The organism is Neolewinella agarilytica, assembly GCF_900110645.1.
GTDB lineage: Bacteria > Bacteroidota > Bacteroidia > Chitinophagales > Saprospiraceae > Neolewinella > Neolewinella agarilytica.
Map to the genome: position 1 here is coordinate 169,954 of NZ_FOFB01000004.1, position 18,542 is coordinate 188,495.

At 53.9% G+C, this 18,542-nt stretch carries 14 protein-coding genes; 4 read left to right on the forward strand and 10 right to left on the reverse strand.

What is annotated here, in order from left to right:
- Positions 1–57: 57 nt before the first annotated feature.
- Positions 58–1,608, forward strand: a complete 1,551-nt coding sequence (locus BM123_RS05305; protein ID WP_090166036.1) for an SLC5 family protein — start codon at positions 58–60, stop codon at positions 1,606–1,608.
- A gap of 771 nt (positions 1,609–2,379) precedes the next feature.
- Here BM123_RS05305 and BM123_RS05315 read toward each other — a convergent pair.
- From BM123_RS05315 to BM123_RS05340, 6 genes are all read right to left on the reverse strand, one after another.
- Positions 2,380–4,968, reverse strand: a complete 2,589-nt coding sequence (locus tag BM123_RS05315; RefSeq protein ID WP_090166040.1) for a M14 family zinc carboxypeptidase — start codon at positions 4,966–4,968, stop codon at positions 2,380–2,382.
- Positions 4,969–5,194: 226 nt separating this feature from the next.
- Positions 5,195–5,824 (reverse strand): DUF1684 domain-containing protein, encoded by a 630-nt coding sequence (locus BM123_RS05320; RefSeq protein WP_090166042.1) that lies wholly within the window; start codon positions 5,822–5,824, stop codon positions 5,195–5,197.
- A 182-nt stretch (positions 5,825–6,006) separates the two neighbouring features.
- Entirely contained in the window at positions 6,007–6,912 is a 906-nt protein-coding gene (locus BM123_RS05325) for an alpha/beta hydrolase (protein ID WP_090166045.1), read from the reverse strand.
- Positions 6,913–7,043: 131 nt separating this feature from the next.
- Positions 7,044–7,730, reverse strand: coding sequence for a GldM family protein (locus BM123_RS05330; RefSeq protein WP_090166047.1), 687 nt, complete (start codon positions 7,728–7,730; stop codon positions 7,044–7,046).
- Between the two features lie 12 nt (positions 7,731–7,742).
- The gene (locus BM123_RS05335; protein ID WP_139211773.1) at positions 7,743–8,447 is read right to left on the reverse strand and encodes a hypothetical protein; all 705 of its coding nucleotides are present in this window, start codon (positions 8,445–8,447) and stop codon (positions 7,743–7,745) included.
- A 197-nt stretch (positions 8,448–8,644) separates the two neighbouring features.
- The gene (locus BM123_RS05340; protein WP_090166052.1) at positions 8,645–9,319 is read right to left on the reverse strand and encodes a cyclase family protein; all 675 of its coding nucleotides are present in this window, start codon (positions 9,317–9,319) and stop codon (positions 8,645–8,647) included.
- Between the two features lie 279 nt (positions 9,320–9,598).
- Here BM123_RS05340 and BM123_RS05345 point away from each other — a divergent pair, with 279 nt between their 5' ends.
- A complete protein-coding gene (locus tag BM123_RS05345) occupies positions 9,599–11,446 on the forward strand; it encodes a dockerin type I repeat-containing protein (protein ID WP_139211774.1) in 1,848 nt (615 codons plus the stop codon).
- Between the two features lie 112 nt (positions 11,447–11,558).
- On the opposite strand, the gene BM123_RS05350 is transcribed toward BM123_RS05345, so the two are convergent.
- The gene (locus tag BM123_RS05350) at positions 11,559–12,968 is read right to left on the reverse strand and encodes a phosphohexomutase domain-containing protein (protein WP_090166055.1); all 1,410 of its coding nucleotides are present in this window, start codon (positions 12,966–12,968) and stop codon (positions 11,559–11,561) included.
- Between the two features lie 159 nt (positions 12,969–13,127).
- On the opposite strand from BM123_RS05350, the gene BM123_RS05355 reads away from it, so the two are divergent.
- A complete protein-coding gene (locus BM123_RS05355) occupies positions 13,128–13,775 on the forward strand; it encodes a LysE family transporter (RefSeq protein WP_090166057.1) in 648 nt (215 codons plus the stop codon).
- On the opposite strand, the gene BM123_RS05360 is transcribed toward BM123_RS05355, so the two are convergent.
- From BM123_RS05360 to BM123_RS05370, 3 genes are all read right to left on the reverse strand, one after another.
- Positions 13,766–14,308: a low molecular weight phosphatase family protein gene (locus BM123_RS05360; protein ID WP_090166059.1), complete on the reverse strand. Its 543-nt coding sequence runs from the start codon at positions 14,306–14,308 to the stop codon at positions 13,766–13,768. The genes BM123_RS05355 and BM123_RS05360 overlap by 10 nt on opposite strands.
- A gap of 252 nt (positions 14,309–14,560) precedes the next feature.
- A complete protein-coding gene (gene murB, locus BM123_RS05365; RefSeq protein WP_090166061.1) occupies positions 14,561–15,619 on the reverse strand; it encodes a UDP-N-acetylmuramate dehydrogenase in 1,059 nt (352 codons plus the stop codon).
- Positions 15,616–17,451 (reverse strand): ABC transporter ATP-binding protein, encoded by a 1,836-nt coding sequence (locus BM123_RS05370; protein WP_090166062.1) that lies wholly within the window; start codon positions 17,449–17,451, stop codon positions 15,616–15,618. Before BM123_RS05370 ends, murB begins: the two co-directional genes overlap by 4 nt.
- Before the next feature lie 172 nt (positions 17,452–17,623).
- Between BM123_RS05370 and BM123_RS05375 the strand changes: the two genes are divergently transcribed.
- The gene (locus BM123_RS05375) at positions 17,624–18,487 is read left to right on the forward strand and encodes a DUF6089 family protein (protein WP_090166064.1); all 864 of its coding nucleotides are present in this window, start codon (positions 17,624–17,626) and stop codon (positions 18,485–18,487) included.
- Positions 18,488–18,542: the final 55 nt, after the last annotated feature.

An 18,542-nucleotide genomic window follows, 5' to 3' on the forward strand; every position in this document is an offset into this window, starting at 1 on the left:
TAGCTTTAGCCGCCAGGTTCCTTGACGCCCCAAAGACCAACGAACCAAAAGATCATCATGCCAGACCTCCTCATTGTCCTTACCTATTTCGCCGTCATCATGTTTGTGGCTCTTAGTGGGCGAAACCGGGAAGAAGAGACCAGTGCAGAGAGTTACTTTCTCAGTAACCGAAACCTCCGCTGGCCGTCGGTGGCGATGTCGACGATTGCGACAAACATTCAGGGCTACCAGTTTTTGGGGATGATGGGCTCGGCCTACCTGTACGGACTGGCACAGGCGAACCTGGAAATCAACGCCGTGCAGGGTATCCTGCTTGCGGCCTTCCTCTTCGTGCCGATGTACCTGAGCGAGAAGATCATTACCATTACGCAGTTCATCGAGCGGAAAGTAGGACCTAAAGTAGCCCTGGCTTACAGTCTGGCCAACCTGGCCTTATTTGCCACCATCACCCTGGGCGGCGCGTTGTTTTGGGGGGCGTATGCCGCTGAGTTGGTGTTCGGGGAGTACTTTGCTTTTATCAGTGAAAATCGCCTTGTCAGATTGAGTGTGCTAATCATCGCACTGGGTGTTTTTTCCGCGATCTATACTTACCTGGGGGGCTTGGCAGCAGTGGTGAAAACGGACATTATACAGTTTGTCATCCTGCTCACTGGTGGCATAGTAGTGACTTTAGTCGCCGTTCATCACTTGGGGGGCTGGGGCCAGCTCTACGAAAAGACACCTCAGCTGATGCATCTCCACCTGCCGGCGGATCACCCCAAGTTACCCTGGACGCTGCTGTTCGGCCTCTTCTTCCTCAACATCAATTATTGGTGTGCCAACCAGGCCGTCGTGCAAAGAAGCCTTGCCGCCAGGAGTCTGCGCGAGGCGCAGATCGGCCTCATGGTTGGTGGTGTCACCAAATATCTCATGGCGGTCATCATCATTGTTCCGGGCATCGCGCTGTTCGGCATCCTCGGAGAGCAGGGACTCGGAGACCCGGATGCAGCCTTCCCTTACCTCGTGGATACTTACATTCCTACCGGACTGAAGGGTATCATTCTTTGTGCTCTCTTCGCAAGCCTGATGTCTACCGTAGATTCCACCTTCAACAGCCTGGCTACGCTCTGGAGCGTAGATGTCTATAAACGCTACCTCAAACCGGAGGCGACGGAAACTCAAATGGTTACTGCAGGTCGACAAACCATCCTTGTCACTTTGCTTACGGGCATTGCCATGGGACTCACCCTGATGTACCTCAAGTTCAATAACCCTGAGGCTGCCTTCACCCACACCCTGAATGAACTCCGCTACTATGTAAACTGTGGCATCGTAGTGGTTATCTTATCTGCTGCTCTTTTGATCGCTCCAGCACCACGGATCACGCTCTGGGCCTTCCTGGCTTCTGCTCCGCTCAATCTGGCGATTCAATATTTCTTCCCCGACATGAATTATTTCGTTCGGGCAGGGGTGGTCATTGTCAGTTTGTTCCTGGTGTTTCAGCTAGTCGCCGGGCGTGGCAAACTCCGCCCCTGGCGGGAGCTCTTCGTCGCGGATTCCCGGGATACGGCCTGGGTGGGGGCGGGGCTGGCCTTGTCGTTGGTAGCCCTGCATTTTGTGTTTCACTGATTTCCCCGGATTACGTCGTTGACTGCGTCAACGTCTTCATCCGGGGCTAAGGAGGTTCGACTCCTACGGAGTCTTGAATTGCTAGAGACCATGTAGTAGTGACTATCCTTAGCGTAGAGTGATATTATTTCTTCTCCCCGGATTACGTCGTTGACTGCGTCAACGTCTTCATCCGGGGCTAAGGAGGTTCGACTCCTACGGAGTCTTGAATTGCTAGAGACCATGTAGTAGTGACTATCCTTAGCGTAGAGTGACATTATTTCTTCTCCCCGGATTACGTCGTTGACTGCGTCAACGTCTTCATCCGGGGCTAAGGAGGTTCGACTCCTACGGAGTCTTGAATTGCTAGAGACCATGTAGTGGTGACTATCCTTAGCGTAGAGTGACATTATTTCTTCTCCCCGGATTACGTCGTTGACTGCGTCAACGTCTTCATCCGGGGCTAAGTATGTTTGACTCCTGCGGAGTCTTGAATTCTAGAGACCATGTAGTGGTGACTATCCTTAGCGTAGAGTGATATTATTTCTTCTCCCCGGATTACGTCGTTGACTGCGTCAACGTCTTCATCCGGGGCTAAGGAGGTTCGACTCCTACGGAGTCTGCTCTGAAATAGTGTGTTCTGCTAAAGACCACGCAGTGGTCGAACGTCCTTAGCGTGGGGTTAAAGTTCGCGAAGCGAGCTTTAAGCCCACGCAAGGATGTGTACCTAAAGGTAGCGGCGCGGAGCGCCACCTACCAGGACCTTCTTAGCACCTGCGTACGCGCCCAAGACTAATCCGTCGTCCCCGATCCAATGGTATCTCCGAAAAAGATTGCGTTCAGGAACAGTCGGTTAGTACCGTACCAGAAAGCCCGGAAGTTCATGTTGTCGGCAAAGCTGATGGTGCGTCCGCCCCGGGAGCCAGATACAATTACCCCGGCAGATTCTGCTGCCGCCTGCTCGAACCCTCGTGGACTGTAGCCGCTCAACAGCGGCTTACTTGAGTAGCGTAAGGGCGTTGCGTAAACGTTATTGGCGGGTTCAAAGAGCAGGGTGCCCCGGCGGAATACCGGGATTTCGCTCCGCTTCAGGCCGAACATCAGCGGGTGCGTCAGGTCGCCCTCCATCTGATAAATGGCCCCGCCAAGGACCCGACCACTACGGTCTCGGTAAGCCTTAGCGTAGGGGCGTTGTTTTACGCCTTTGTCGGGGTTGTCCATCCGACGGGTTTTGACGCTGGCCAGTCCGTTAGCCGCCGCCCAGGTGCCCGCTCGCTTGGAGGTAATCAGTACATTACCCGGCCCCATCCATTCCTGCAGGGCTTTCGTTCCTCTTTCTCCCAGGTCACCGTAGTACCCATCAGACATAATGATCGTGTTGTAGCGGCTCAGGTCTGCGCGGCCGACGCGGTCCAACGGAAGCTTAGTCACGGGAATTCCGAAGCGCTGATCGAGCAGGTGCCAGGTCTCTCCGGCATCGAGGCTGCTGACGCCGCCTTCCACCAGCAGGGCGATTTCGGGCTTACGCAGCGTCTGGTAGGCGGAGCGGCTACCAAACATGAGCCCATCGAGGGGCGTACCGGTCTCCGTTGGAATGAAGTCGAGCAGCAGCTCTTCTTCCAGTTCTGTAATCAGGGCATAAAGCTCGTCGTCGCTCATTTCCTGCATGTTGCCGACGGGGATCATCAACGTTCCGGCTGAGAGTTGCTCACCTCCGGGTGCCGTAAATGGCTGGTCGGACACCTTCACCCGTACACCGGCGTCCTGCAGGCGGTACAATGCCTTGGCGGCGTAGTAGTCATCCCAGGGCAGGAGGTAGGCGTAGCTTGCCCGGCCGGCCTTTGGGCTGGGAAAAGCATTACCCGCGGGCTGCCAGCTGCCACCTTTCGGAAGACCGGTGGTCGACTTGGTATACTTCAGGTTGAAGGCCATGGGCAAAGAGAAGGTGGAAACGTCGTAGAAGAGGCTGTCTTCAAATTCCAGGATGGGCTCAAAGGCGGCTTTGCTGAAGGGGGTTTCGTAAATGAAGACCTGAGTAGCAACGCCATTTACCTCGTTTTCCTTCATGGGGACGCCGTGCCGCTGCATCATTTCCATGAACTCACGACCACGACCAAAGTCGCCCTCAAAATCAACGACGTAGCCATTGCTGCCGGCATAGGCCTTGTGCCAGTGAGCCCGCTGGTAACGAAGCAATTCATCCCGCAACTCGCCAAAGGCTTTGAAGGTGGAAAGGGCCGTCGCTACCTGATTTCTGATCGTGAAGGGGAAAGTCAGCAGGCCATTATCCGTGTCCTGCAGGTGCCCGCGCGAGCTGGCTTGTTCAAAGAGAATACCCACGCAGCCGTTAATGTCCGGGTAGGTGGAGCCTTTGCCATAGTAGAAGTCGTCATAACCCTCGCCGGAGTAGTAAAGGGAGCCAATTTCGTCCAGGGCTTCGGCGTGGAATTTGCCGATCTTGGCGGTCAGTTCCTGGTTAACTTTTGGCGTCATGGGGTGGATGCGCGTTGGGGCACCGGGCATGAAGAAGAAAGTAGCGTCTTTGCCCATTTCGTGATGATCGGTCAGCACGTTCGGTTTCCATTTGTGGAAGCTGGCGATACGGGCACGGCTTTCGGGGTGTTGCACGGGCAGCCAGTCTCGGTTCAGGTCAAACCAGTAGTGGTTGGACCGGCCACGGGGATAAGCCTCATTGTATTCACGGTCCTGGCCATCAGAGGTCCTGGCCTTGTTCTTGTGAGTGTTGGCCCAGCTGGCGAAGCGGTTGAAGCCGTCGGGGTTGTAGCAGGGGTCAAAGACGATGATGTTGTCGTCCAGCGTAGCTTCCAGTGCTGACCAGGGCGCTGCTGCGTAGTAGTAAGCCACCATGGGGGCGGCATTACCGCCACTGGGCTCATTGCCGTGGATGCTGAAACCCTGGTAAAGGACCGCTGGCACCTCGTTGAGCATATTTTCCTTCACGTCGCTGTTGCGTACGTTCCAGTATTCGTGCAGCCGCTGTAGTTCGGCCATATTCTTATGGTTGTCCGGGCTGGTGATGATCAGGTTCAGCAGCGGACGATCTTCGTAGGTGCGACCAATCTGTTCCAGCGTGATCCGGTCACTGGCGCCGGCCAGGTAGCGCATGTAGGCCTGCTGAAGATCGTGACTGATGTGCCAGTCACCGATCTGCCAGCCGAGGAATTGCTCGGGCGTCATAATGTCCTCGTTGTAGTCGAGGTCAGGCAGATAGTAGGTTACGCTGCGGTCTTGTTCTGAATTGGCTGTCTGGGCCAGCAGTTGGGCGCTGACGCAGGTGCATAAAAGTGTAAAAAGAGCAATGATGGAATATGGGCGCACGGGTAGCTTTTTGGTTAGGGGTGGTAAGATAGTTGATCTCATTGAAACGATGATCTAACGGGAAGATGTAGTGTGAGTCGAAAGTTCCCTAAATAGTTTAGGAATAGCCTCCCGACTTCGCCCTACACACCCATTCGACTACGCTCAGGGACCGATCCTCAAAGTTATATCGTCCCTGAGCGGACATCGAGCGACCGCAGGGAGTCGAAGGGCAATTTCTTATCCATAGACAGAAGAAATCCAAACGATAACAGGGCCGGGAGACTCTTTAATGTCCGCCCAAATCCACCATCTTAATCCCGGCCTCCACGCGCGTCTCCAGGTAATTTTCTGCTGGTGGAACCGGGCAGGAGTAGCCCAGGGTGTAAGCACAGTAGGGGTGGTAGGTTTTGTTAAAGTCGATCACGATTTTATCGCCTTCGGGGATCTCGATGTCCAGGTAGCGTCCGCCGCCGTAGGTCTCGTCGCCCGAGGTTTGATCCCGCATGGGCAGGAAGAGAGAATTCCGATATTCCAGCGGGAGGTTGGCGGCCGTACTGCGGTAGAGCGTCAGGGAATGTGTGGCGCCGTTGAGCTCAAAAGTAGCCAGGCCGAAGGCTGCGTAGTCCACCAGTCGGGTGGTACTGGTTTTGAATTCGATAATTTCGGGCTGGGAGTAGCGCTTGAAGTCAGCCGTTACCCGGTAAGCATCATTTATCGGGTAGAAGGGTAGGCCTCCTTTTTCTTTCAGCGTTGCCAGGTCTTCGGCGGAGAGAATGGTCCTGGCCGGGTCCAGGTATTTCGCGTTGAGATCCGCCTGGTAAGCCGCAGCACTCTGAGCTGTTTTTTTAGTAGCGGATTTAGTAACAGCACAGGAAACGAAAAACAGGCTGATGGCCAGGAATAAGAGAGGACGCATGGAACAGGATGTTTGTAGGGGTGAAGATAAAGCCTCACCGCTGATTGTCTCTCCAGGATGAGGGTAAGGTAGCTGGCTGAGTTATCCACTGCTCTGTTAACTTTTCTCTGGACCTGCGTACGCGCCCCAAAATCTTATGGCAAACGTAATGCACTCCCTCACTCATTCTCTCATTCACTCCCTCACTCATTCCCTCCCTCCACCATCCGCCGAAAAAAGCCAAATAAGGCTTCCTGATAAGGTTCCTTGCCGACGGCCCAGAGATCTGCATGATCACCTCCTTCCACGATATAAAAGTCTTTATCCTCTGAGGCCAGTGACTCAAACAAGGCGTGAGCGTTGCTGATGTTTATGTTGCGGTCCGCATTGCCATGAATCAATTGGATGGGTTGCGTAATCTCCTTCGCGGCATCAATCGGGCGAACGGTGAAGGGCTCGAAGTCTGCGATTTCGCCGGCCCGCCGGACGACGTAGTTCGTCAGCCACCACGGCAGCGGGATGCCACCAATGCGTTGGCCGTAGGCGTTGGAGACGGAGGCCAGATCCGTAAACGTACTTTCGATCAGGCCAAATTCTAGCCGGTCATCATGGGCCAAACTCTGCAGGGCTACCGCCCCGCCCATCGAGTTGCCGTAAATGCCCGTGGGAAGCCCAGGATTTCTGGCTTCCAGCCAGTCGATGGCCTTACTCACGTCGTGTTTTTCAAAGTAGCCATAGGTGAGGAATTTTCCACCCGATTTTCCGTGCGCCCGCTGGTCCCAGAGCATCACGTTGTAGCCCATTTTGACGAGCACCGCCACGGAACCAAGATAGACTTCTTTGCAGCTCCCGACACCATGAAGCATTATCAGGTTAGCCCTGGGTACTTCTGTGGTCGCCGGAACGTATAAGGCGTCCAGCTCAATACTGTCCGTTACCTGAAACTGAAAATGCTCGTAGGGAAGGCCAAAAGCTGCCGGTGTCTGATCACTCGTCTTGTGTCCTGGCTGCAGAATGGCGTAGGGCAGCACGTGGGTGGCGATCAGGTAGGTTGCAATAGCAATAACCACAAGAATGACCAAGGCGGAGATCAGCAGGGTCTTTAGCATGGGGTAAAGGTAGTGAGTAGTTTTAAGGTTGAGCCAGGACGCTCGAAGGTCGCTGCCGCGACGCTTCGAGGTCCAATAAGCGGGCAAAGCAGATCTCGAAGCGTCCTGGAAGGACCTTCGAGCGTCTGCGCTTATTTAATATGAAACGCCAACGAGTTCAACAACCGGTTAGCCTGATCACCGGGGCAACGAACCCTCACTTCCGTAAAGGTGTAGATGTCTCCAGGGGAGGCTTGCAGAATGAGTGCACTTCCAGAGGTCCCAAAGCGGGCACCATGGTTTATGTTCGATTGCCGCTCCCCATTTTTTCCGATTCGGGTAATCATGTAGCCCGCCACCATGCATTTAGCGTCAAAGTCAAAGTCGTTGAGGAATGCGGAAAGCCCCCTTTGCGCTTTAAATTCTCCTGAGCCCATCCTCCCCCCGGCCGAATTACCCAGTTTTACCACGGGGTCAGGAATCCGTTTAGCCCGGAAGCTACGTGCCGCCACCAGCTCATCCTTTATAAAAGCTTCCATTCTCACCTCCCCAATCGCGTAGGGCTTAAGGATGTATTTACCACGGCTTCCCCGGATGTCCGCCCCGGTAGCCGTGGCCCGTAAATCAGCCTCATTGGCGTGCCGCAGGTCGATACTGATCGGATTGTCAACGCCGAGGTAGAGAACATTCATTTTATCGGCCAGAATAATGGCCTCCGGCGGGCAGGGGCGGATTTGTGCCGGCAGTTCCGGTGGCTCGGGCAGCTCACGTGTGTCCCTGAATGTATTGTCACAGGCCAACAGGCTAAAGGCAAGCGTAAGAAGTAGAAAAAACCTCATGGGGCTAACTGTTTATTTTATGGTAAATACCATCGGGTTCAATAACCTTACCCTCACATCCCCCTTACACCGGGCGCGGATGCCATCAAAGAGGAGTAAGTCGTTGGCCTCCAGACTCTTGATTTTTTCGACCAGTCTGTTTTTTGGGGTGCTACTGTTAAACCCTGATATCTCTCGCAGGCCAATCCGGGAAATTCTCTCCATGGAAAAACTCAGGATTTCGCAGTGGTCTTTTTCCAGGCCAGGGACCGGTTGTAGGCTTACCCAAAGGGGGAGCGTTATGTTTTCCCGCTTCAAGATACCCTGGTTTCCCCATTCGCCCAGCACGGCAATCGGAGCGGGAACCGGATGAACCATCACGGGGTAGTTAATGGTGTTGATGCTGTCGTAGTCCAGCTGAATGTACCCCAGGCCTACTATCTGGCTGCTTACTTCATATATCCCCGGAGAAGATTGAACGACGGAAATACCATCGCCTCCGGAAACTTGAAGCCCCAATGGTTTTTTGATGCCACTGGAAACGGAAAATTCTTTAGTTACGCCAACGTAAATGCTAAAGCCCTTATGAGGTTTTAAGCTCACCCATTCTTCATCTACCGTCGCTTTAATCATCACCGGCACCTCCAGCGTTGGTGGCTCCGGTAGCTCACGTATTTCAGCCATGGGCATTTCGCAGCCCAGCAAGAGAAGCACTGACAAAAGGGTAAGAAGTCTCAAGGGTGTCGGGTTTTCCTCAAAATAAGGTAGGGCGTAAGAAGGATCGTATCCGGTAGACAAAACAAGGCCAGAACCCGACAAAAAAAAGCGGGACCCGCCAAATAAGACGGGTCCCGAAAATTGAGTAGGTTGAATCTACTCATTTGGACGGTAATCGCCGAAAAAAGTAACGGCAACGAATAATTTTAGGGGAAGATTTATTTTTCGGCAGGGCTTTTCTTGAGCAGGATGCGGATGGGAGAGCCATCGCTGCCAGCCAGTTTGAGGGGCAGGCAGATCATTTCGTAGTCTCCTTCATCGATCCGTCGCAGGTCAACGCCTTCGATAATCCAGACACCGGCGCTCATCAGGGCCCGGTGAGTCTGAGGATTACCCTGGTGGAAGGGGCCGACGGATAGATAGTCTACACCGATGAGGGCGAGTTTCCGGCGGCCGATCCACTTGGCGGCATCGGGGCCGATGCCTCGGTATTCGGTGTCGAAGGGGTCTTGCAGCCAGAAAGCCTTATCGCTGTTTGGGGTGCGGAGGATGAGTCGTTCGCCGGCCTCGAGTGGCCGGGTGCGGGCTTCGTAAGCGTCGAGGTGCTCGGGTTTTACTTGGGCGGGGCAGTCGATGGCCGCAATCCGAACCGGGCCAAGCCCGACGTGAATGGGGGCACGACTGATGTCGATGCCTTCGGCCATAAAGTGGTTCGGGGCATCCATGTGGGTGCCGGAGTGGGCGCTGAAATGCAGCATCGTGACCTTGGCCTGGTCACCGCAATGAATGCAGCTGAGGGTGTCAAAAGCTGTTTCGGGCTGGCCGGGCCAGCCGGTCATGCCGGGGAAAATGGGGTAGGTGACGTCGGTCCAGTCTTCGTACCAATTGCTCATGGAGTAGGGGATTTTGTGGCGCGCACGCAGGTGCAAAGAAAAGTTTTTTGAACAGCAATGTGCTGGCGTACCTGAGGACAAAGGTTCTCCCGAAACAATTGTTCACCACCACACCATAGAAAGACTCCGTAGGAGTCAAACCTCCTTAGCCCCGGATGAAGCCGTTGACGGAGTCAGCGGCGTAATCCGGGGAGCCCGAGCGCAAAGCGCGAGCCCCTCCCCCCATTGCCCCCCCATTTCGTACCTTTGCCTCAGAGCTTTTCAGATTACTACCTACCGATGTATCCCAAGAACAAACTTTATCTAACGCTACTTTCGTGGCTGGCTGTTGCTGTCTTGTGCGGCCAGCCCCAGGGGCTTAGCCTGCCGGCTCCGGACCTTGACCTACTTGCCCGTCAGGACGAGAATTTCAACAATCCACGTTTCTCTGCTCCAATACCCCTGGACATTGCACCCGTCCCGACAGGTGTCGGGACGCCCGGAAATTTCACCAACACGGAAGGCAATATCTACCAGTGGTCACAGACTTTTACGGTGCCTAAAGCCCACGGCCTGGGTCTTTTTATTGATGAGCTTGACCTTCCCGAAGGCGGCAGCCTCAGCCTGAGCAACCGCCTGGAGGCCAAGACGTTCACCCAGTCGGATGCCAGCAGCAAAAATCGCCTCTTTACCGGTTTTTTGTCTGGCAACGAAGTCACCCTGACTTACCGGGGGCCACTACCTGAAAGCACCCCTTTCCATGTTTGGCGTATCGATCACGTCTACCGCCCTGATCTCTGGGCCGATGACAGCACCAAGGAATTCGGTGAGTCCAATGCCTGCCAGGTCAATGCAAACTGCTCTGCCGGCGATGGCTGGGAAAACGAAAAGTCCGGCGCAGCCCGCATCAACGTCATCGTCGCCGAAGGTGTAGGTACGTGCTCCGGGAATCTGATCAATAATACAGCCCAGGACGGACGGCCCTACCTGCTAACCGGCTTCCATTGTATGGACGGCTTCACACCTCTTTATGACTTATGGAGTGCAGACTTTGAATATATCTCCACCGACTGTGATAACCCAGCAACGGAACCTGAACCCGTCAGCTATCTCGGGATGGAATTCCGGGCGGGACTGCAAGCCACTGACTTCATGCTGCTCGAAATTGTAGACGTGGATTTTGCTACTGAAGACCACTACTTTGCGGGCTGGGACCGCGCCGAGGGCCGCGTTGATGGAACCATTCGTCATTTTCATCACCCCCGGGGAGACATTCAGAAAATCGGGGTCTCCGGCCCCGGCGGCATGGATATTCTCACCACCCGAATTAACTGGAACAGCGGGGTGGTCACCCCGCCAAGTCATCACTTTCGGATGGACTACGAGATCGGAAGCTTTCAGGTGGGTTCCTCCGGAAGTGCTTTCTTTGACGATAATCGTCGGATCAGAGGCCACCTCAACGGCGGCAATGCTTCCTGTACATCCGGTACCGAAGCTTTTGTTGGTCGCTTTAACCTCAGCTGGGACACCGGCCTGGGCGATACCGCCCAGCTGGCACCCTGGCTCGATCCCTTAGGGACCAACCCAATGACTATGGACGGTGCAAGCCTGGTGAGCAAACGATTCGTTAGCGGCCAGGTGGTTAATGGCCTTAACGGACAACCGGTCAGCGGCGCAAGGATCACCTACGCCTGGCCGGGTGGCTCCGAAACGTATACAACGGGTGCTGACGGGCGCTACCGGGGGGAACGGCCTGCAACTGAACCTGCCTTTGCTATTTCCGGCGTTTTTCGCGAAGATGGTCCGCTGGACGAAGCAGTCGATGTCGGTGATCTGATCACCATCCGGCGCGCTATCCTCGGCCTTGGCGACCTGAGCATTGAAGGAAGTGTTGCCGCTGATGCCAATAACTCTGGTACCATTCGGGTCTCGGACATTACCCTGATCACCCGCGTCATTCTGGGAGTCTCCGATTGGAACGACCGCCCCAACTGGCTGGTCATACCGGTAGGCTTCCCGCTCGATCCCATTCCGCGAGACATTGGCTCCGCCGTAGGGATCGCGCTTGAAAACGCCGGCGTATATGATCTGCCGGTTGATTTTTATGTCCTCAAAACGGGGGATGCTAACGGAAGTGGGGGAGGGTAGTCTTGTAGACTCGTGGTCTTGTAGGCTACCGCATTTTAAAGGCGGCAATGTGCGACATTGTGGGAAAGGCCCTACAACACGCGGTAGCCTACCAGACTACCGAACTACCAGACTATATCTTCATCTCTTCTCTGCCTGCATCCAGAATTTTACGGACTTCAGCCGGGTCTGCTCCCTGAGCATAAACACGGAGTACGGGCTCGGTACCGGAAGGGCGGACCATCAGCCAGCGATCTTCGCCGTCGAGGTAGAACTTACTTCCGTCTACATGAGCTACGCGGGTGACGGTATAAGGTCCGATCTTGCTGAAGGGGGCTTCTTTGGCCTGCTTCACGATTTCCCACTTACGGTCATTCTCTACGTGCACGTCATCGCGGTCGCAGTTAAAAGAGCCCACCTTGGCGTAGAGGTCAGCGACTAATTCCTTGAGGGACTTACCGGATTTGGCCATGTATTCGGCGATCATCAGGCCGATCCAAATACCATCTCTTTCGGGGATATGGCCCGATACGGCCAGTCCGCCGGATTCTTCGCCACCAACGATGACTTCCCGCTCGGCCATAATTTCTGCGATGTACTTGAAGCCAATCTTGGTGACTTCATATTCCAGGCCATACATCTCGGCCAATTGCTTTAGCTTATCCGTAACGGAGAAGGTAAGGATTACTTCGCCCGTCTTGATGCCTTTATACTCGTATTGGTACATCAGCAGCAGGAGCAGGATGTGATGACTGTCAACAAATTCACCGTCGCCATCGAACAGGCCGATGCGGTCGGCATCTCCGTCATTGGCAATGCCGAGGGCAAGGTTGGGGTCATTTTTTATGGTGGCGGCCATTTCCTTCAGGTTCCGCCCGATGGGTTCCGGAGCCTGCCCGTCAAAGCCGGGGTTTACTTCGCAGTGCAGGTGAGTGGCATTGGGGAGCAGCTTCTTCATCGCACTCTGGCCGGCGCCATACATAGCGTCGTAGGCAATACCGATGCCACTGTTACGGATGAGGTCTATGTCGAAGCCCTGGTGTACGTGGTCGAGGTAGATTTGCTCGAAGTCGTGCTCCTCGACCAGCCCCTTTTCCTTTAGTTCAGCGTAAGAGGGAAGATCCGTTGGAACAGCATCGGGAATAAGATCCTCGACGGCCGATACATCAGCGGGTACGGAAGGACCACCTAGTTTCGACTTCAGTTTATAGCCGTTGTAACTCGGTGGGTTGTGGCTGGCAGTGATGACGACGCCCAGGTCAGCACCGGTTTTTACCACACCAAGGCTTACCATAGGGGTGGAGATGAAGCCCGGAGCGACCAGACTCGTAATACCATGTTTACCCAAGACCCTGGCCGTAGTTTCGGAGAAGAGCTTTCCGGCAAAGCGGCAGTCATAGCCAATGACAACCCGGGTACCTCCTTGTTGTTTAAGCCACAACGCAGTGCCTTCGGCGACGCGTTTTACGTTGTCAACAGTATATTCCTGGGCGATGATGGCACGCCATCCGTCGGTGCCGAATTTGATTTTTACCGGGCTCATGTTCTCAGTTGTTTTATAGTTGGGGATAGGTTCTGAAAGATACCTTTAATTCGCTAAAGGTTCGCAATGTAATGCGACGGATTGAGTTCTGACGGCAAATTTCGGGTCTTTAGTCGAATCTATCGCTTGGCTGCGTCGGAAACAAGGCATTATTTCGCGATGGCCTTTTACCTTTGTGTCGTGGAAATACTTAATGGATTTCTTGCTGGCCTGGCAACGGGTGTTTTCATCACCTGGTTTCCCGGTATGCTGAATATGCAGGCTGTGGCTACCTCAGTACGCGTAGGTACCCGTAAAGCTTATCAGTTTTCTGCTGGCTTAGCTATTGTAATTGCTGCACAGACAGCACTGGCCGTTTTATTTGCCAACTTGTTGACGGATAATCCATCGATCCTCCCGAATATCAGGGAAACGGCTATTCCACTATTCTTACTACTCGCAGCCGGCTTCACCTGGAAAGGCTTTCGGGCCCGGGCCGCCCGTAAAGCTGAAAAAGAGGTTCCTTATAAGGGAGGCCCCTTCTGGCGGGGAATGATGATGAGTATGATGAACATATTGAATGTTCCCTTCGTCTTCGCGCTTGCAGGATGGCTAATGGCTGATGGTTACCTATCGAGAGCATTCCTTCCCAGACTGTTTTACGTGCCGGGGACGTCCCTTGGTGCTTTTCTTGTTTTTCTGATGTACTCCCGGCTGGGAGACTGGATCAACCGGAATGCGGCTCTCTTTACCCGTAATATCAATTTCTTTATCGGGGGACTCTTCGGCTTACTGGCCCTGCTGCAGGGTATAAGGCTCTACTCCTGAAAAAAGGAAAATATCTCCGCCCCGATTTCCAGGGCCGTTCTTACATAAGTGGCGGATTCGTCTGGCGTGCCATCAGTGTATTTTGGGTCTTTATACCGCAGGGGAATTCTCTTTCGGGCTGAGGGAATAAACGGGCACCCCACATCTGCCTCTGCACACACCATAACGGCAATGAAACTGTCAGTTAGGTTGGCAGGATCATCATATACTTTAGACCAGCAAATAAGCGGTGGATACTGCTCACTGAAGTAAATGGAGTATTTGGGGTTGTGATCTCCATCCTGCTCTACGCGAAAGCCAATTTCTTGCAGTGCGTGAACTACGTTAGGGTGAAGGGCCGTCGCTTCGGTACCGCCGGAATAGGCGGTCAATTCGTCTTTGCCATAGCAGGCGGCCGCTACGGTCGCCCAAATCTGAGCAATCTGGCTACGGCGGGAGTTATGTGTACAGATGAAGTTCAGCTTCAGCGGTTTGTCCTTTTCAGCAGGATGCAAAATGGCTGACCGGAGCGTCTTTACGGACTGCTCCCTCATTATGTTTGGTTGGTAAATAGTTGGCGATAGCTCAGGGAACTTCTGAATCGCTTGCTGAAGCTCAGGAAATAAAAGGGATAGATTCAAGGGTGGATGGATTATTGGGGGAAGTAGCAGGTTGCAGGTTTCAGGTTGCAGGTTGCAAGGTGCAGGTTACCCGTCGCTTATGAGGAACTTGTCAACCTGCAACTTGCAACCTAGAACCTGCAACTTGTTAAAACACAAAGATCTCTCCGGAATGTTAAGTACAGATTACCCCTTCCACCCAATAAGCTGAACTTCCCGTTCCAGCTCGACGTCAAACTTTTGACGGACGGTTTGCTGTACCTTTTTACTGAAGTTGATAATGTCTTGCCCGCTTGCGCCTCCGTGATTGACCATCACGAGGGCCTGCAGAGCATAGGTGCCTGCCTGGCCATCGCGTGCTCCCTTCATGCCAGCGCGGTCGATTAACCATCCGGCGGGGAGCTTAACGTGATTCTCATCGATGGGGTAGGAGGGGAGGTCCTCGTACCTGGCTTTAAGGCGATTGTAGGTTTCTTTGGGGACAACGGGGTTTTTGAAAAAACTTCCGCTGTTGCCAAGGAAAAACCAGTCAGGAAGCTTGCTGCGACGGATATTGGTTACGGCCAGGGCTACGTCCGCAGGTGAGGGCTCGCTGATGGCCAGGCGTGCTAACTCTGCCTGAATGGCGCCATAGCTTGTCTTTAGTTCGTGGTCTCCGTTCAGGCGAAGGTCGACGGCCGTAATCAGGAACCGGCCGGGTTCATGCTTGAAGCGACTGTCACGGTAGCCAAAGGCGCATTCTTCCGGAGAGAGTACTCTGGCCCCAACGCCATATTCCCAGACGTGGACGGCGGTGATGCGCTCGGCCACCTCGGCGCCGTAGGCGCCGATATTCTGTACTGGTGCTGCGCCAACGGTGCCGGGTATAAGAATCAGATTCTCCAGCCCGTACCACCCCCGATCGAGGGTGTAGCGGACCAGCTGGTTCCAATCCACCCCCGCGCCCACCCGTAAGTGTACAGAGGGGAGATGATAGCCGGTGGAGCCATTGCGTTTTTCAACTTCCTTTGCACCCTGCGCTCCGTCGCCCAGAATTTCAACTCCGCCCAACAAAACGTGTACCGTCAGCCCCTTGATCTGCTCCAGCAAAACCATGTTGCTGCCACCACCCAGGACGAGTTGCGGAGCGACGTTGAATACGGGATCTGACAGCTGCTCCACCTTGGTTAATGGCAGGTATTGCTCCGCTACGGAAGGCAGGTTGAAGGTGTTAAAGCGAGTTAAGGAGACGTTGTGCTGGATCATTCCGGAATGGGCTCAAATTGTAGCCGCGCCAGGGCCGAATACGCACCGCCCACCCGGTCGCTGAGTTCATCGTGTGTGCCGGACTCGACAATCTGGCCATTCTCAATGACGTAAATACGATCCACTTCCCGGATAGTGGCCAGGCGGTGTGCAATGATGATACTCGTCCGGCCTTCCATCAGGCGATTAAGTGCGTCCTGTACTACCCGTTCACTTTCGGCGTCCAGGCTACTGGTAGCTTCGTCGAGCAAAAGAATAGCCGGGTTTTTAAGTATAGCCCGGGCGATAGCAACGCGCTGGCGCTGGCCTCCGCTAAGCTGAATGCCCCGATCGCCCACGATGGTGTCCATCCCTTCGGGGAAGTTTTCAATAAAATCCAGCGCATTAGCCTTCTTAGCTGCCGCCCGGATGGACTCCTCGCTGGCGTTCAGCGCGCCGTAAGCGATGTTCTCCCGGATGGTGCCACCAAAGAGTAAGACCTCCTGGGGTACCAAGGCAAGATCCTGGCGGAATTCGTGGAGGTCGTAGTCTTTGATGTCGCGCCCGTCCACCGTAACCCTGCCGGAGTTGATGGGGTAAAAGCGCAGCAGCAATTTCATAATGGTGGACTTCCCGCTGCCACTGGCCCCTACGAGGGCAACTTTTTGCCCCGGTTCGATATCCAGACTGATGTTCTTTAGTACCTGGACGTCGGGTCGGGTCGGGTAATTAAAGCGCACGTTCTCGTAGCTGATTTTTCCGCGAAGCTTTTGAGCATTTTGCGGCGCGATCGCAGGTTCAGCGATGGTTGAAGAAGCAGAGGAGATAACTCCTTCGATCTCTTCGCTTTCGAGAATGTCGACAATCCGGTCAGAAGCCCCCAGTGCGGCGACGATCTGGGTGTAAAAATTACCCAGGCTGGCAATGGACCCGCCGATGAGTGCGGTGAAGATGACAAAGTTGAACAGGGTGCCGTTTTCCATGGTGCCATCCTGAACGGCCAGTACCGCTTTATAGATGATGAAGAACAGCGAGCCAAACATCACCGTAACGATAAAGGAGGAGAACAGCCCCCGGGCGGAAGCTGTTTTGAGGGAGATGCGGATGGTCTCATCAATACTGCGGGCGTAGCGGTTGAGTTCAAACTTCTCGTTGGTGTAAGCTTTAACCGTATTGATGCTCTGTAAGCTTTCTTCTACGATGATGTTGGACTGGGCCAGCTGCTCCTGCCTGGCCTTAGTCATTTTTCGGACGTACCGGCCAAAAAACATAGCCGCCAGAACAACCACCGGGAAAATCAGGAAGCTAACGAGGGCCAACTGGGGCGAGGTCCATAAAATGATCGTTATGGCACCAACGAGAATGATCATCTGCCGGAGAAACTCCGCCAGGGTAAGGGAGAAAACACCTTGGATTTGGGTAATGTCATTAGTAATCCGACTGGTCAGTTCACCCACCCGGGTACGCTCGAAGAAGGGAATCTTGAGGTGTAAGATCTTATCATAGAGGTCTTTTCTCAGTGCGCCCATCGCTCTTTCACTCACTTCCGCCTGCAGGCGAACCCGCAGAAAGCTGAGTGGTGCCTGGACAACCAGCAGAATGGCCAGCAGTGCAAAAATCTCGGTGACGGTAAGACCGTATTTACCCTTACCATCGATTACGTTAAGCGCTTCGCCCGGTAGCTGCAGCAGCACCAGAAAAACGAGACTGCTCACCCCCAGGATGATGAAGCTTACCGCAAATTTCCAGCGGTATAACCAGACGTAATCGAAGATGCGTAAAGAGCGGTTAAACTTCTCCCTTTGCGATCTTCCGGAATCCGGACGATCCTCTTTTGTAATAGATTTTGCCATAATGAAGTGCAAAGGAAACGTATGAGACAGGAAATTGTGGGTTTTAGGGCAATTTTTGGTGTAACTTTGATATTTCTAAGACAGTGAACCCTAAAGCAGGCATATTAACTGGTTATAATGGGGTTTAAGACTAGTACTTCTAAATCCCAATCATTAAAACAGAAACCTCGTTATGCGCACGCGCTTATATTGTTTTCTTGCTCTGGCTCTGTCCATTTCGCTGAGCGCTCCCCAATTGTCCGCCCAAAATCTGGAGATCGGTATCAAAGCAGGGGGAGCCTTGTACAGTGGTGACCTTAGCCCCGGAGAATTTGGTCTCTATTTCGAAGACCTCAACTTTGCCGGAGGAGCTTACCTCCGTTACCGCCCCACCACCCGTTTTGGTATCCGGGTAAATGGAAACTTTGGTCGCCTGAGCGCTGAAGACAATGCTGTTGTCCCCGATGAGACAGGCGAGCGAGTAACCGTCAGTCGGAATTTCCGGACTAAACTTTCGGAGTTCAACGCCGTACTAGAATACGATCTCTTCTATCTGGGAGACCGGGACCGAAATTTTTTCGCTCCTTATGCCTATGCAGGCATCGGCGTACTCAGCTTTAACCCGGAAAGCGAAATTGACGGTGTCTATACCGAACTGCAACCATTACGCACCGAAGCGCAGGGGCAAGACCCTACCCGTTACGATGTAACCCCTTATGAGCTGACGAAGGCCGTCTTCGTATTCGGCGGAGGCGTCCGGGTTCGTTTTGCGGACCGAATCGTTGTGGGCCTGGAAATCGGTGGGCGAAACACTTTCACGGACTATATTGATGACATCACCAACCGGCAGGTAAACTACCTGGACGTGATCTCCGGCCCTGGTGGTACACTCGCCGGTCAGTTCTCTAATCCCGCAGTAACTAACCCTGCAGAAGTGACTGATCTGGAATATCGTCGCGGCGGAGAGTACAATGACTTCTACTTCGTTGGTGGCCTTACCCTTGGCATTACCATTGGGCAGGGAGGCAGCAATAAGTCTGGTTGCTATAAGTTCTGATGCGAATCGCAACACCCATCTGACCGAAGACCGAGGTCATTTGGAATAAGAAATC

Coding starts and splice junctions, on each gene's coding strand:
- BM123_RS05305 (WP_090166036.1), top strand. CDS start 58: ATGCCAGACCTCCTCATTGTCCTTACCTATTTCGCCGTCATCATGTTT.
- BM123_RS05315 (WP_090166040.1), bottom strand. CDS start 4,968: ATGAGATCAACTATCTTACCACCCCTAACCAAAAAGCTACCCGTGCGC.
- BM123_RS05320 (WP_090166042.1), bottom strand. CDS start 5,824: ATGCGTCCTCTCTTATTCCTGGCCATCAGCCTGTTTTTCGTTTCCTGT.
- BM123_RS05325 (WP_090166045.1), bottom strand. CDS start 6,912: ATGCTAAAGACCCTGCTGATCTCCGCCTTGGTCATTCTTGTGGTTATT.
- BM123_RS05330 (WP_090166047.1), bottom strand. CDS start 7,730: ATGAGGTTTTTTCTACTTCTTACGCTTGCCTTTAGCCTGTTGGCCTGT.
- BM123_RS05340 (WP_090166052.1), bottom strand. CDS start 9,319: ATGAGCAATTGGTACGAAGACTGGACCGACGTCACCTACCCCATTTTC.
- BM123_RS05345 (WP_139211774.1), top strand. CDS start 9,599: ATGTATCCCAAGAACAAACTTTATCTAACGCTACTTTCGTGGCTGGCT.
- BM123_RS05350 (WP_090166055.1), bottom strand. CDS start 12,968: ATGAGCCCGGTAAAAATCAAATTCGGCACCGACGGATGGCGTGCCATC.
- BM123_RS05355 (WP_090166057.1), top strand. CDS start 13,128: ATGGCCTTTTACCTTTGTGTCGTGGAAATACTTAATGGATTTCTTGCT.
- BM123_RS05360 (WP_090166059.1), bottom strand. CDS start 14,308: ATGAGGGAGCAGTCCGTAAAGACGCTCCGGTCAGCCATTTTGCATCCT.
- murB (WP_090166061.1), bottom strand. CDS start 15,619: ATGATCCAGCACAACGTCTCCTTAACTCGCTTTAACACCTTCAACCTG.
- BM123_RS05370 (WP_090166062.1), bottom strand. CDS start 17,451: ATGGCAAAATCTATTACAAAAGAGGATCGTCCGGATTCCGGAAGATCG.
- BM123_RS05375 (WP_090166064.1), top strand. CDS start 17,624: ATGCGCACGCGCTTATATTGTTTTCTTGCTCTGGCTCTGTCCATTTCG.